Genomic DNA, 15,441 nt, shown 5'->3' with positions numbered 1-15,441 from the left:
CTGCCGCTTCACGAAAATTCATTCGTTAAAGCGACAGCCCCCTGCAAGATTTCTATATGGACTGAACTGATTGCTTTCAATATAAGTAATCTTTTCAATCATAGTTTTTCCCTCGCTTTAAGCTATAACTTATTAGTCCTGCCATTCGTATCGCAGATATGGATGTCTTGCTGCTCCAACCTCATCCATTCTTGTAACCGGTGTTGTAACAGGAGCCTGATGAAGCTGTTCGGCATCTGTTTCTGCAATTTCATACAGTTTGCGTAATACTTCTACTGCTTCATCCAGAGTTTCTTTGGACTCTGTCTCTGTCGGCTCTACCATCAGTGCTTCCTCAACGATCAGCGGGAAGTACATTGTCGGTGGATGTATACCGTTATCAAGAAGTCCTTTTGCAATATCCATTGCAGAAATTCCTGTTTTCTTTTTCAGATCTGCAAGACTCATTACGAATTCATGCATACATACCTCGTCATACGCCATTGTATAAAGGTCTTTCAGTTTGTTCATCATGTAATTTGCATTCAGAACTGCATTCTGGCTCGCTTCCGGAATACCTTCGCGTCCCAGTGTCTTCACATAGGTAAGTGCTTTTACGATGACTGTAAAGTTTCCATAGAAGCTCTTCATCTCACCGATGCTCTGTGGTTCTTTTACAAATTTCAATTCTTCTTCTCCATCTACTACATAAGACGGAAGGAACGGAACCAGCATGCTCTTGCATCCAACAGGTCCGCTTCCAGGACCACCGCCACCGTGCGGAGTTGAGAAGGTTTTGTGAAGATTCAGATGGATCACATCAAATCCCATATCTCCAGGGCGAACAGTTCCCATAACTGCATTTAAGTTTGCTCCGTCATAGTAGCAAAGTCCGCCACAGTTATGAACGATCTCCGTGATCTTCAGGATATTCTTATCGAAAAGTCCTACCGTATTTGGATTGGTAAGCATAAGTCCTGCTGTATCCTCTCCGCATACTTCCTGTAATTTTTCAAGATCAACACCACCATCCGGTGCAGATTCAATGCTGACTACCTGGAATCCTGCCATTGCCGCACTTGCCGGGTTGGTTCCATGTGCAGAGTCCGGAACGATGATTTTCTTTCTCTTTTCGTCTCCACGGCTCTTATGATATGCTTTGATCAAAAGGAGCCCTGTAAACTCTCCGTGAGCACCGGCTGCCGGCTGGAATGTCATACGATCCATACCTGTGATCTCGCAGAGAAGATTTTCAGATTCTTTGATGACTTCCAGGCATCCCTGTACCGTATGTGTCGGCTGCAGTGGATGAATCTCTGTGAATCCCGGAAGTGCTGCCATATCTTCATTGATCTTTGGATTATATTTCATTGTACAAGATCCGAGTGGATAAAAACCATCATTCACACCATGTGATTTCTTTGCAAGTTCTGTATAATGTCTGCTCAGTTCAATTTCAGAAAGCTCTGGCAGATGAAGTTTTTTCTCTCTTTTATCTTTTTCCTGTGGAAGTGTTACTTCTACATCGCATTCTGGCAGTAAATCGCAACCTCTTCCAGGTCTGCTTTTTTCAAATATTAACATTACTGTACCTCCTTCAGAATCTGAACAACTGCGTCCATCTCTTCTTTGGTATTCACTTCTGTACAGCACCACAGGATTCTGTGTTCGTCAAGCGGAAATCCTCCAAGGATTCCTTTTTCCTCAAGTGCTGCAAGTGCTTTTGCGGCCGGAACATCGGATACAGTTACGAATTCATGGAAAAATTCTCCTTTGTTCTCGGTCTGATATCCAACTTTTGCAAGTTCTGCTGAAAGATAATGTGCTTTTGAAGTTGAAAGTGTTGCTGCTTTCTTAATCCCTTCATTGCCCATTGTTGCCAGATAAACGCCTACTGCAAGTGCGCAGAGTGCCTGGTTTGAGCAGATATTGCTGGATGCTTTTTCACGACGGATATGCTGTTCTCTTGCCTGAAGAGTAAGTACATAACCTTTCTTTCCATTGTGGTCTTCTGTCTGTCCAACGATACGTCCCGGAAGATTTCTCATCATCTTCTGTGTTGCAGCCATAAATCCAAGATATGGTCCGCCGAATGCAATAGAAAGTCCAAGTGGCTGTCCTTCGCCAACTGCCACATCAGCTCCATATTCTGCCGGTGTCTTTACTACACCGAGAGAAATCGGATTGACATTCATCACATATTTCGCACCAGCTCCATGTGTGATCTCACCAATCTCGGCTGCTTCTTCCAGATTACCGTAATAGTTCGGATGTTGGATCAGTACACATGCTGTCTGTGCATCTACATGTTCTTTCAGATATTCCATATCTGTAAGTCCGTCTTTTTCCGGAATTACTTCTATTTCCATTTCATTACCGAAGCAGTATGTTTTGATTGTTTCAAGAACATATGGATTCACGGTAGCTGAAACAAGTGCTTTGCTGCGTTTTCTGTCACGGCACATTGCCACACCTTCTGCGGATGCTTCTGCACCATCATATACGCAGGCATTGGAAATATCCATTCCTGTCAGATCACAGATCATGGTCTGATATTCAAAGATCGACTGCAGGATTCCCTGGCTGATCTCTGCCTGATAAGGAGTATATGCAGTTAATAAATTTTCTTTTGAAATCACGCTCTTTACTGTTGCCGGAATAAAATGCCGGTAAGCGCCTGCGCCGCGGAAAATCGTCTTAAAGACCTGATTCTTTGCAGCAATATTTTCCATATCACGACGTACTTCTAATTCTGTTTTTCCTTCCGGAATATTAAGACCGCCCTGGATCTTTACTTCTGCCGGAATGTGTGCGAACAGATCATCAATTGTCTGAAACCCGATTTCTTTCAGCATTTCCTGACGCTGTTCTTTTGTATTCGGTACATAGCTTCCCATAAATGGTCCACCGCCTTTCCCTGATTATTCTTCGCTTGCTACAAATGCCTCATATTCTTCTGCTGAAAGAAGTTCCTCTGTTCCCGATACATCTTTTACTTTGATGAACCATGCATCATACGGAGCGCCATTGATCTTTTCTGGTGCGTCAAGAAGTTCTTCGTTGATTTCTTCAACTTCTCCTGTTACCGGTGAGTATACATCTGATACCGCTTTTACAGATTCAACATCTCCAAATACTTCTCCTGCCTCTACACTGTCTCCGGCTTCCGGAAGATTTACAAATACGAGATCACCGAGTGCTGACTGTGCATAATCCGTAAGACCAATTGTCCAGACTCCACCTTCTTCTTTTACCCATTCGTGTGATTTTGTATATTTTAATTCTGCTCTTACTTCCATGATTTTAATCTCCTTTTCTTTTCAACTGCCGGTCGCCTTTTCCAAACACTCTCTATCGCTTTTTTCTGCGACCGGACTGTTAATCTATTTTCGTTATTATTTTCTTTTATTTTGCTCTCTTATAGAACGGAAGCTGCACAACTTCTGCTTCCACTCTTCTTCCACGTACATCTGCTTCTACTTTGTCGCCAATTGCTACGCTTCCGGCATCAACAAGTGCCATGGCGATCGGATATCCAAGATAAGGGCAATGCGTTCCGGATGTTGTATGTCCGATCTTCTGATCTCCAGCATACAGATCCTGATGTTCACGGATGATTCCTCTTCCTGTTACTTTAAGACCAATTCTTTCGATCTTTGGTGTTCCTCTGTCTTCCATGGCTTTCTTTCCGATGAATTCGTCTTTCTTCATCTTAACACCGAAGTTCAGACCTGTTTCAAGAGGTGATACTTCATCATCCATCTCATGTCCGTAAAGAGGCATTGCTGCTTCCATACGAAGTGTATCACGAGCACCAAGTCCACAAGGGATCAGTCCCTCTTCTTTTCCTGCTTCAAGAAGTGTCTCCCACATCTTTTCTGCCAGATCACTTGCCAGGTAGATCTCTACACCATCTTCACCGGTATATCCTGTCTTGGATACGATGCAAGGCATTCCGGCAACTTCTGCGCCAAATACTGCATGATAATATTTCTTTGGAATATTTTCTTCTGTTGTAAGTTTTCTTAAAATTTCCATCGCCTTCGGTCCCTGAAGAGCGATCTGTCCATACTGGTCGGATACATCTGTAAATGTAACCTCTCCTGACTGATGTGCGAGCATCCACTGATAATCCTTATCCTTGTTTGCTGCATTTACTACGATAAAATAGTGATCATCTGATCTTTTGTATACGATCAGGTCATCTACAGTTCCACCGTTCTCGTTACACATCGGGCTGTATCTTGCCTGTCCGTCAACCATATTTGTAAAATCGTTTGTAAGGATGTGCTGCAGATTGACAAGAGCATCTTTTCCTTCACAAAGGATTTCGCCCATATGAGATACATCAAAAAGTCCTGCCTGTGTACGTACTGCCATATGCTCTTTGATCACGCCTGTCTCATACTGAACCGGAAGAAGGTATCCGGCAAACGGCACGATCTTTCCACCTGCTTTTACATGAGCGTCATAAAGGGGTGTTTTTAATTCCATTATTTTTTCCTCCTGTTATTCATAAAGTGGATATTTATCGCAGATCTTTGTAACTTCGGCACGGATTTCATCTGCTTTGGTATCAAAGTCTGTAATCGTCATCTTGATCAGTTTTGCGATGGCCTTCATATCTTCTTCTTTCAGACCTCTTGTTGTAACAGCCGGTGTTCCAATACGAACTCCACTGGTCACAAACGGGCTTGCAGGATCATTCGGAACTGCATTCTTATTAACTGTGATGTAAACTTCATCCAGTCTGTTCTGAAGTTCTTTTCCTGTGATGTTCATGTTCTGAAGATCTACCAGAATCAGATGGTTGTCTGTTCCACCACTGACAAGGTTGAATCCTTCTTCAACCATGGCTTCTGCAAGTGCTTTTGCATTCTTGACAACCTGTTCCTGATAGATTTTGAATTCCGGTTTTAATGCTTCTCCAAAGCATACAGCTTTTGCTGCGATAATGTGCATCAGAGGTCCGCCCTGTGTTCCCGGGAAGATTGCTTTGTTGATCGCTTTTGCATATTCTTCTTTGCACATGATCATTCCACCACGAGGTCCTCTGAGTGTCTTATGTGTTGTTGTTGTAACTACATCAGCATAAGGAACCGGGCTCTGGTGAAGTCCTGCTGCAACAAGACCTGCAATATGTGCCATATCTACGAAAAGATAAGCTCCAACTTCTTTTGCGATATCTGCAAAAATATCAAAACGGATCTCTCTCGGATAAGCCGAAGCTCCTGCTACGATCATCTTCGGTTTGCATTCATGTGCAAGCTTTCTGATCTCATCGTAATCCAGAACACCGTCATCATTGACATTGTAAGGTACGAAATTGTAAAGGATACCGGAAAGGTTTACCGGTGAACCATGTGTAAGATGTCCGCCGTGTGCCAGGTTCAGTCCCATAACTGTATCGCCTGGTTTGATCAGCGCCTGATATACAGCTGTATTCGCATTTGCTCCTGAATGCGGCTGTACACATACATGGTCACATCCGAATAATTTCTTTGCACGTTCAATTGCAAGATTTTCAAGAATATCTACATCCTCGCATCCGCCATAATAACGTTTTCCCGGATAACCTTCTGCATACTTGTTTGTCGGTACAGTTCCCATCGCAAGCATAACTGCCGGGCTTACGATATTCTCTGATGCGATCAGTTCAAGGTTTCTACGCTGACGGCCAAGTTCTAACTGCAGCGCTTTCCCTACTTCTTCATCACATTCAGTAATGTAATTTGTTACATCTTCAATTCTGTTCATTCTCTTTTACCTCCTTAGAACCAACTACCTGGTCTTTTTTGCTCCCTTTTCGGTGTGTTAAATTCAGAATTTTATCATTTATATCTATGTTTTTCTGAATATTCTGCTTTTTAGGGTACAAAAAAAACAGGCAAAAAAGTTTTCGTCATTGAAATCTTTTTTGTCTGCCTCTGTCCGTTCACCTGAAAGATCACCTGGGCTTTTGCGCTATACAGTCCAGACTACTTCTTCGGTACAATACATATATATTGTTCTCCAGAGTGTTGTCCGAATATGTTCCTTTTGCCTGAGAGTTTCTGCCTGCCCCTTCGGCTCATGCTGCACATTAAATAACGGTGCGCGCCGTCTGTACAACAAGTATCTCACATATTCATCTTCCAACCTTAACGTTAATCCCATTATATAATTGTCGTTACAATTAGTCAAGCGTTAAATAATTTTCTTTATTGTTTATTATTTGTCAGAATATTTAATAGTTTTTCCCTATAAGCATTGTTTTTATTGACTATTTTTTAACTATATCATCGATTTTCTTTGTCTATTTTCACACTTGCCAGCATTTCCCCTGCCGAAAAAAAGTTTCCACCAGTAAAGTTGAATGACAAATGGGACAAATATAAGTGTTCAAATTCGATTGTTGTGCCATGGCGAGGAGACTCAGAAATTATGGAAGCCTCTGCTGACATAATTTTCGCTTTCAGAGGCTCCTCAGAATGGTTGGCACAACGGAATTTGAACACTTATATTTGTCCCATTTGTCTCACAACTTCCCCAACAAACTTTTTTGCACAAAAAGATCCGGACTTCCCAAACATGGGAAATCCGGATCTTTTCAAATCTCTACCACTCAAATTTCTTCTCAAAGTATGCTTTGAGATCTTCAATTTTAATTCTTTCCTGCTGCATTGTATCACGGTCACGAACAGTAACTGCTCCGTCTTCTTCTGAATCAAAGTCATAAGTTACGCAGAACGGTGTTCCGATCTCATCCTGACGACGATATCTCTTACCGATATTTCCTCTGTCATCAAATTCGCAGTTGTAGTATTTGCTAAGCATAGCATAAACCTTCTCAGCGCCTTCGTTCAGCTTCTTGGAAAGCGGAAGCACACCAATCTTAACCGGTGCAAGTTCCGGATGGAAATGCATCACAGTACGTGTAGAACCGTCTTCCAGTTCTTCCTCATCATATGCTGCGCAAAGGAACGCAAGTACCACACGGTCAGCTCCAAGTGATGGTTCGATTACGTATGGGATATATTTTTCATTGGTCTCATCATCAAAGTAAGTCAGATCCTGTCCGGATACATTCTGATGCTGTGTCAGGTCATAATCGGTTCTGTCTGCGATTCCCCACAGCTCGCCCCATCCGAATGGGAAGAGGAATTCTACGTCTGTTGTAGCCTTGCTGTAGAAAGAAAGCTCTTCTTTATCGTGATCTCTGTAGCGGACTTCATCTTCCTTCAGTCCAAGTGAATACAGCCAATTCAGGCAGAAGTTCTTCCAGTAAGCAAACCATTCAAGGTCTGTATCCGGTTTGCAGAAGAATTCAAGTTCCATCTGTTCGAACTCACGGGTACGGAATGTAAAGTTACCCGGTGTAATCTCGTTACGGAATGATTTACCGATCTGACCAATACCAAATGGAAGTTTCTTTCTTGAAGTTCTCTGTACATTCTTAAAGTTTACGAAGATTCCCTGTGCAGTCTCAGGACGAAGGTAAACAACGTTCTTTGCATCTTCTGTTACACCCTGGAAAGTTTTGAACATCAGGTTAAATTCACGGATCTCTGTGAAATTATGTTTTCCACAAGTCGGGCACGGAACTTCATGTTCTTTAATAAATCCTTCCATCTCTTCATGTGACCATCCGTCAATGCTGTCCGGAATATCAATTCCATGTTCATGTGCATAATCTTCAATGATCTTATCTGCACGGAAACGTTCGTGACATTCCTTACAGTCCATCAGCGGATCACTGAATCCTCCCAGATGTCCGGAAGCGATCCATGTCTGCGGATTCATCAGGATTGCACAGTCAACACCTACGTTGTACGGGTTCTCCTGTACAAATTTCTTCCACCATGCTCTCTTTACGTTGTTCTTAAGTTCAACACCCAGGTTACCATAATCCCATGTATTTGCAAGCCCACCGTAGATTTCAGACCCCGGATATACAAAGCCTCTTGATTTTGCCAAAGCTACAATTTTGTCCATTGTCTTTTCTACCATAACACTAATCCTCGCATTCTTTTTATTTTTCGTTAGAAGAACAACGCCACTTATCGCGATAACATTTATTCCTCTCTGATTCACCTATTATACCTATTGCATATAGGTTTTGCAAGCTTATCCTGCTAATTTTCGCCAAATTTGTCTTTATTTTCTAATCTAATATACAATTTTCCGGTTATTTCAGCCCTGTGAGCTGCTCCAGAATCTCAAGCGACTTGAATCTGTGAGCCACGTATACATCCAGATAACGCCCCATTAGCTTTCCCAGTTCCTTTAAAACTTCATCGCTTAAGGTAAAGGTATAGAGCTTTTCCACCGGTGTCCCGACAATGAACTGCATGGCATAAAGGGTAGACGTATTCAGCCGCATTCCGTCATAGACATTCTGACCGCATTCACTGCAGACCAAACCCCCCTCCTTTACACTGAACACACAGGGACGTTCCCTGTTTCCGCATCTGACACACTGAAATACCTGCGGTCCTTCCCCACTGACACTGAGTGCCTTCAGTTCAAATATGTAGCGTACCAGCTCAAATGGAATGATCTTTTTCGTCAGCACGCGCATCGTCTGATAAAGAAGCTTCAACATTTCCCGCTCGTCATTGGCTTCCCTTGTATAAAAATCTGCAAATTCGAGAAAATAAAATGCATAGTATGCCGCTTCCACATCCGTGCGGAGCTCTGCAAAATAATTTTCGATCTCTGCCGACTGAAGAGTGTTGGAATTTCTTCCTTCATACAGCATGAATTTTCCGAAATTACAAGGTGTACAAGCCCCTGCAAGCGGACTGTTCGGTCGTCTCGCCCCTTTTGCAAACGCTGATATTTTCCCTTTTTCTTTTGTCAGGATCACGACTCTTTTATCATATTCACCGATCGGTGCTGCCGACAGAATCATCCCTGTCATTATTGTTAACTGATTCACTGCATTTGTCCCCGTATTTCTCCGTTTTCGCTTTACAGACTTCCTTTTCCCGGTAGGAGAGATAATCCTCCACCCGTCCTGTCCTTGCAAACTGATCCCAGTATTCCTGATTCATCCTTCGGTCACCTCATCTTTTTCTTATGCCTTTTAAGATTAGGTTCTCCCATATTTTCAGATGCTATACTGCGTAATATCTGCCAGCTGTTTTTCCGAGAAACACCTTGACATTTTTTACTCGTCTTCTCGGTATCCGAAGTTCTTGATCAGGAAATCGCTGTCTCTCCAGTCTTTCTTTACTTTTACCCAAAGCTGGAGATTTACCTTACATTCGAGCATCTGCTCGATCTCATATCGCGCCGTACTGCCGATCTTTTTCAGCATGGATCCCTGCTTGCCAATGATGATTCCTTTATGTGAATCACGTTCACAGATGATCGTTGCCTCAATATCCATCACTTTTTTGCGTGCTTTCATCTTCTCGATCGATACCGCAATTCCATGTGGAATCTCCTCATTCAGGCAGTGTAGTGCTTTCTCACGGATCAGCTCTGCCACGATCTGCCTTTCCGGCTGGTCGGTAATGGTATCTTCATCATAAAACTGCGGTCCATACGGAAGATATTTCATGATGACCTTTAAAAGCTCATCTGTATTTTCACCGGTTCTTGCAGATACCGGAACGATATCTGCAAACTGGTATACTTCGTTGTATTTTGCAATACACGGAAGAATGTCTTCCTTCTTCACGGTATCTGCCTTGTTGATGACCAGCACGACCGGTGTCGTCACCTTCCCAAGCTGCTGCACAATGTGCTGCTCTCCGGCTCCGATAAAGGTACTTGGTTCAACCAGCCACAGTACCACATCCACTTCATTTAAGGTGCGCTCTGCCACATTTACCATGTAGGTCCCAAGCTTGTTTTTCGCCTTATGGATTCCCGGTGTATCAACAAATACAATCTGTCCTTCATCGGTCGTAAGTACCGTCTGGATCCGGTTTCTGGTGGTCTGTGGTTTATTCGATGTAATAGCGATCTTCTGACCGATCAGATAATTCATAAGTGTGGACTTCCCCACATTCGGCCTGCCGATCAACGTTACAAATCCTGATTTAAAATCTGCTCTCATGCATTCTCCTTCTAAAATAAATTCTCAACTGTCATAAACAGTTCTTTTTCTTCTTCTATCTTTGCTTCGTTTCCGATCACACAGATCTGATCATTTGCAAGCACCGCACGTGCCACACCTGCAAGTGCACGGATATCATCCTGGTTGGCCGTAAGGATCTCTTCTCTTTCTTTTCTGATCATCTCTGCACTGACATGATTCATATAAAGGTTCATAGAACGGTCTCCCTTGGTTGCCGGTGTCATCGGCTGATCAATGTTGCTGATCGTTCCGATAATATATTTTGTCATATCACGCTCACTAACCGTGAAGTTCTCCAGATATTCCGGAACTCCGTCATAGATTTCCAAAGTTCTTCCCAGATTCGGATCACGGTAAGATACAAAATACCCCTCACCAATGCGGTTAAAGTTGCTCATGCATCCATAAGCTCCTCCTTTTACACGGATATTGATCCAGAGATACTCATAACTCATGATCACTTTCAGGATCTGCAGTGCCCCGTTATATTCTTCTCCTGCATCAATAAAGTTGCCTGCCTTTGCCGCAAACTGTACTTTTGAAGAAGTCTTAAAGCCTTCATTCTTCTTCTCACAGTGCAGGATGCATCGGCTCTGTGGCATCCTCTCCGGATAAAGGACTTCTTTTAAGCTTCCGATCTCCTCTTCTAAAACGGCAAGTCCCTCTCTTGAGGCTGTGTAACTGATCATCACATTGCCTTTTCTGAAAAGCAATTCCGACAAAGCCTTCAATCCGCTGATGATTTCTTCTTTTTTCTCATCAAAATGTTCTTCCATCTCACGGATATTCTGGTAATATTCTATTCCATTCGTCGTATCTTTGAATTTTGAAATCGGTGACTTATAAGACATTGCCCGGAGTGCTGCTGCGGAATGTCCTGCAGACAGGAAACGATCCTGCAATCTGGTCTTTGTCATAGAAAGAATCTCTTTCAGACGTTTTTCATCATCCAGTTTCGATGCTGTCAGAATCTCTTTCATCATACGGATGGCAAATGGAATCTGTCCATAAAGTGCTTTCCCTTTGATTTCAAAAGTTGCCCTGAATTCTTTTTCTTTGACCTTCGTCACATCCGGATAAAGCTCCAGTGAAGTTCCGATTCCTCCGGTATGTCTGTTGATCTCGTTGAAAAGTTCTCCATATTCATAATGCTCGGTGTCAATGATTCCGAGAACTGCCTGCAGAAGTCCTACCATCGGGAGATCTTTCTCCGGCACATCGGAAAGGTCAAACATCAGATCCAGATAACCGATTCCGTTCGTTTCAATCTCATGGAAGACAGTCGGGATATCTGCAATCTTCATCTCTTCATTGTAAATCGGTGCGATCTCTCTGGAAATATCCTCCCTTGTCAGCATCGGAATCTTCTCCAAATCCTCCTGACTTGACGGTTCTTCCTGATACTCCTGTAAATGCTTCGTATCTGTAACCAGCTTTTCGATTTCTTCCCTGCTAAGGCTTTCTTTGTATGCCTGCAGTTTTTCTTTTAATTCTGCATCCAGTCTGGCTGTACGTCCCGGTTCCGGCACGATCGTAACCAGTGCTCCATGCTGATTATCCAGAAGGTATGTCTGAATCAGCTTTTCAAAATACCCGGTACTGATCTGCTCTTTTAAGAATGCAAAGGTGCCCAGCGCCTCCACATGGATAAACGGCTTTGTTTCATCATAAAGCCAGCTGTCAAATATCTGCAGACCGTACATCAGTCCCTTCGGATAGCCTCCGAAGTCTGCTTCACGGTAACGGAATTCATGGTAATTGATTCCCGCTTCCAGTGCCTTTTTGTCCATTCCGTTTTCTACAATACCTTTTAATGTATCTTCGATCACTTTTACAAATTCTGCCTTCTGCTCTTCATTCGCATTCTTTGCCACGATCGAGAAAATCGGCTGATAGGTGCTGCTGTCATAAGATCCGCTGATATCTTTTCCGATTCCTGCTTCCAGAAGTGCTTTTGTGATCGGTGCTCCCGGAGCAGAAAGCAGTGCATAATCCAGGATCTGGAATGCCAGATACAGCTTTTCATCCAGAGAAGTCCCAATGACCTTATTGTAGGAAAGATAGGTATTATCTTCTGTCGATTCATTACTTGCGATCGAATACGGCTTTGTGATATCATGCATTTTTTCAAACGGCTCCTGCAGATGGATCTCAGAATCTACTTCTTTTCTATCGTAAGCAGACAGATATTCCTGATCCAGCCAGTTTAATTTCTCTTCCATATCCATATTGCCATAGAGGTAAATATAACTGTTGGACGGATGATAATAAGTTCTGTGGAAATTCAGATATTCTTCATAAGTCAGTTCCGGAATCACATCCGGATCTCCGCCGGACTCATTTGCATAAGTCGTATCTGGAAACAGAGAATTCAGGATCATACGGTCCAGAACACCATCCGGTGAAGAAAAAGCTCCCTTCATCTCATTATAAACAACTCCGTTATAAGAAAGCTCCCCATCTGCTTCCTCCAGGTGATAGTTCCAGCCCTCCTGCCGGAAGATCTCTTCGTGTTTGTAAATATTCGGATGCAGGACTGCGTCCATATACACGTCCATCAGATTCTGAAAATCCTTTTCATTACAGCTTGCAACCGGATATACGGTCTTGTCCGGATAAGTCATCGCATTCAAAAAGGTGTTCAAAGATCCTTTTACCAGTTCCACAAACGGATCCTTGGTCGGAAACTTTTCCGAGCCACACAGAACAGTATGTTCCATGATATGTGGCACTCCGGTACTGTTCGTGGTCGGTGTGCGGAATCCGATATTAAATACTTTATTTTCATCATCATTGGAGATCAGAAGCACCCTCGCACCGCTCTTTTTATGTCTTAAAAGTGCTCCTTCCGATTTCAGATCCGGAAGAGGTCTGTGCTCAATGATCTCATATGCTGTAAGCTTTGTTAAATCCATATATGATTTCCTCCAAGTTCTGTAGTTAGTCTCATAAATAACATTGTACACATTTCTTTGATTTGATACAAGGTCTTGGTGGGAAATGTTTTCCATATGTTTTCCATAATCCGATGTATCTTCCCAGTTCTTCATGATTTTTCCGTCAACTATGAGAAACACGCTCCGCGAGTTTCTCAAGTTATCGCGTCAGTCACCAAGGTCTCGTGCAAGCACGGACTTTGATTCATTACTCGCGTAAATAAAATAAGGAACAGCTACGAAAGCCATTCCTCATTTTCTCTATTATGCTTCTTTCTTCTGTGAAAAAGCTGCTGTCTGCTTTTTCTGTGAAAATTTCATGAATGTCACAAAGGCAAGCATCATGATGATTCCTGCCGGAAGTGCGATCCATGCACTCTGTACGAATCCGGCAATAATATAAGTGATAAACGAGATCACCGCGCAGCTTGCCGCATATGGAAGCTGTGTATTGACATGATTAATATGATTGCACTGTGCACCAGCAGATGCCATGATCGTTGTATCCGAAATCGGTGAACAGTGGTCACCACAAACTGCTCCGGCCATACATGCGGAGATAGCAATGATCATCATCGTCTCATTCTTTCCTTCAAATGCATGTACCACGATCGGGATCAGGATTCCGAATGTTCCCCAGCTTGTACCGGTTGCAAATGCAAGAAAGCATCCCACAAGGAAGATGATTGCCGGAAGAAGATTTACCATACCTTCCGCACTTCCGGCTACAATGCCTGCTACATATTCTGCCGCTCCAAGACTGTCAGTCATAGATTTCAGTGTCCATGCAAAAACAAGAATCAGGATTGCCGGAACCATCGCCTTAAATCCGTCAGGGAGACATGCCATACACTCATCGAATTTCAGCACACGTCTTACCAGATACAGCACGATTGTGATCACAAAAGCAAAGAAACTTCCATACACCAGTCCCTGGGAAGCATCACTTCCAGAAAATGCTTCTACAAAACCGACTCCGTCAAAGAACCCACCGGTGTAGATCATTCCGATCACACAGCAGATGATCAGTGAAATGATCGGGATCAGAAGATCCATTACTTTTCCTTTACAGTTATCCACTGCCTCTTCCTCCGTATTTGCATACGGTCTGTCCGGTGTGGTGTAAATATCACCTTTTTTTGCATTATCTTCATGAACCTTCATCGGACCATACTCAACCTTCATCACAACCATTGCGATCATCATCAGGATAGTAAGGATTGCATAGAAGTTATATGGAATTGCACGGATAAATATTGAAAATCCATCTTCACCTTCTACAAAACCCGTAACGGCTGCTGCCCAGGATGAAATCGGTGCAATGATACATACCGGAGCTGCTGTCGCATCGATCAGATACGCAAGCTTTGCTCTGGAAACATTCTGCGCATCCGTTACCGGACGCATCACGCTTCCGACTGTCAGACAGTTAAAATAGTCATCGATAAAGATCAGTACACCAAGAATGATTGTTGCCAGCTGTGCACCTACACGGCTCTTGATATGGGTACTTGCCCATTCACCGAATGCGGCAGATCCTCCTGCCTTATTCATCAGGCAGACCATGGTTCCTAAGATAACCAGGAAGATCAGGATTCCCACATTATAGCTGTCAGAAAGAACAGCTACGATCCCTTCCTGAAAAATATGGGTGATGGTTCCTTCAAAGGAAAATCCGGAATAGAATATTCCACCTACTAAAATTCCTACAAATAACGAGCTGTACACTTCTTTTGTGATCAGTGCCAGTGCGATCGCAACCACCGGTGGAACCAGTGACCAGATGCTGGCGTACATCTTCGGTACATACTCCTCCGCGTCTGCTGCAAAGGTGACAAGGGGACTTGCCATTACGCAGATCATTACAGCTGCGAGCAGACTGCTTAACTTTCTCATTTTTTCTCTCAATTAAAATACCTCCTGTTTTAAAACATAAAAATGCCATGAATAACGCTTGCACCGGCAAAACGCATTCATGGCATGTAAAGTCTTCCTTAAATGTTCTTCCGATAGCGCTCCACGTGTGTGACAGTACGCTGCATCTTCTGCATCGTCCCAGAAACCGGGGTTGGGGTTCCGGCTCCTTCGGCGGTATTTCCTTTCTCTTCTGTCGGCTTCCCTGCCGCATCTTTCAGAAGATACTGATAAATCCCGCGCCTCTATCAAGCTGAATATTCATCATTTTCTTTATCAACCATACTACAAAATTTTCATTTTTGCAAGAGATAATTGCTATTTTACAATATCTACCGCTTCTTTTGTCATTTCTTTGATCTTTTCAAATTCTCCGCCATTTATCAGAGCATCCTTTACCATCCAGGTTCCGTCACATGCGAGTACCTTGTCAAATGCAAGATAGTCTTTGACATTCTGTGGACCTACAACACATTTGCAGGCAGTGTGCAGCGCAAGTTCTTTTGTGTACGCGTCCCCTTTTGAATCCCCCCAAACCAAAAA

General features: G+C 43.1%; 12 protein-coding genes and 2 riboswitches. All 12 genes read right to left on the bottom strand.

Features of this window, described 5'->3' with window-relative positions; all coding sequences use genetic code 11:
- Nucleotides 1-132: 132 nt before the first annotated feature.
- The 12 genes from gcvPB to PG766_RS07995 all read right to left on the bottom strand — a co-directional run bounded on the left by gcvPB (nucleotide 133) and on the right by PG766_RS07995 (nucleotide 15,438).
- Nucleotides 133-1,563: an aminomethyl-transferring glycine dehydrogenase subunit GcvPB gene (gcvPB, locus tag PG766_RS08050; RefSeq protein WP_008372053.1), complete on the bottom strand. Its 1,431-nt coding sequence runs from the start codon at nucleotides 1,561-1,563 to the stop codon at nucleotides 133-135.
- Nucleotides 1,563-2,876 (bottom strand): aminomethyl-transferring glycine dehydrogenase subunit GcvPA, encoded by a 1,314-nt coding sequence (gcvPA, locus tag PG766_RS08045; RefSeq protein ID WP_118198824.1) that lies wholly within the window; start codon nucleotides 2,874-2,876, stop codon nucleotides 1,563-1,565. Before gcvPA ends, gcvPB begins: the two co-directional genes overlap by 1 nt.
- 24 nt (nucleotides 2,877-2,900) lie before the next feature.
- Nucleotides 2,901-3,278: a glycine cleavage system protein GcvH gene (gene gcvH, locus PG766_RS08040; protein ID WP_008372058.1), complete on the bottom strand. Its 378-nt coding sequence runs from the start codon at nucleotides 3,276-3,278 to the stop codon at nucleotides 2,901-2,903.
- A 106-nt stretch (nucleotides 3,279-3,384) separates the two neighbouring features.
- Nucleotides 3,385-4,473, bottom strand: coding sequence for a glycine cleavage system aminomethyltransferase GcvT (gcvT, locus tag PG766_RS08035; RefSeq protein WP_055246402.1), 1,089 nt, complete (start codon nucleotides 4,471-4,473; stop codon nucleotides 3,385-3,387).
- 15 nt (nucleotides 4,474-4,488) lie between these two features.
- On the bottom strand, nucleotides 4,489-5,736 hold the full coding sequence (gene glyA / locus PG766_RS08030; protein ID WP_118198823.1) for a serine hydroxymethyltransferase: 1,248 nt from the start codon (nucleotides 5,734-5,736) through the stop codon (nucleotides 4,489-4,491).
- Nucleotides 5,737-6,000: 264 nt separating this feature from the next.
- A riboswitch (glycine riboswitch) is annotated at nucleotides 6,001-6,113 on the bottom strand.
- Between the two features lie 463 nt (nucleotides 6,114-6,576).
- On the bottom strand, nucleotides 6,577-7,968 hold the full coding sequence (locus tag PG766_RS08025; protein WP_117822739.1) for a glycine--tRNA ligase: 1,392 nt from the start codon (nucleotides 7,966-7,968) through the stop codon (nucleotides 6,577-6,579).
- Between the two features lie 178 nt (nucleotides 7,969-8,146).
- A complete protein-coding gene (recO, locus tag PG766_RS08020; RefSeq protein ID WP_270590726.1) occupies nucleotides 8,147-8,899 on the bottom strand; it encodes a DNA repair protein RecO in 753 nt (250 codons plus the stop codon).
- A complete protein-coding gene (locus tag PG766_RS08015) occupies nucleotides 8,844-9,014 on the bottom strand; it encodes a hypothetical protein (protein WP_173699385.1) in 171 nt (56 codons plus the stop codon). Before PG766_RS08015 ends, recO begins: the two co-directional genes overlap by 56 nt.
- Before the next feature lie 116 nt (nucleotides 9,015-9,130).
- Nucleotides 9,131-10,027, bottom strand: coding sequence for a GTPase Era (gene era / locus PG766_RS08010; RefSeq protein WP_008372068.1), 897 nt, complete (start codon nucleotides 10,025-10,027; stop codon nucleotides 9,131-9,133).
- An 11-nt stretch (nucleotides 10,028-10,038) separates the two neighbouring features.
- Nucleotides 10,039-12,963: an insulinase family protein gene (locus tag PG766_RS08005; RefSeq protein ID WP_182438606.1), complete on the bottom strand. Its 2,925-nt coding sequence runs from the start codon at nucleotides 12,961-12,963 to the stop codon at nucleotides 10,039-10,041.
- A 285-nt stretch (nucleotides 12,964-13,248) separates the two neighbouring features.
- Entirely contained in the window at nucleotides 13,249-14,847 is a 1,599-nt protein-coding gene (locus PG766_RS08000; protein ID WP_243014401.1) for a Na+/H+ antiporter NhaC family protein, read from the bottom strand.
- A gap of 139 nt (nucleotides 14,848-14,986) precedes the next feature.
- Nucleotides 14,987-15,154, bottom strand: a riboswitch (Lysine riboswitch).
- Between the two features lie 62 nt (nucleotides 15,155-15,216).
- Nucleotides 15,217-15,438 carry a hypothetical protein gene (locus PG766_RS07995; protein ID WP_182438605.1) on the bottom strand — a complete coding sequence of 74 codons (222 nt, stop codon included), beginning with the start codon at nucleotides 15,436-15,438 and terminating at the stop codon, nucleotides 15,217-15,219.
- Between the last annotated feature and the right edge of the window lie 3 nt (nucleotides 15,439-15,441).

The organism is Coprococcus sp. LG101-27 (assembly GCF_027695515.1).
Classification (GTDB): Bacteria; Bacillota; Clostridia; order Lachnospirales; family Lachnospiraceae; genus Allocoprococcus; species Allocoprococcus comes.
Note: the sequence above shows the minus strand (reverse complement) of the source record. Positions and strands in the feature narration are given on the sequence as shown.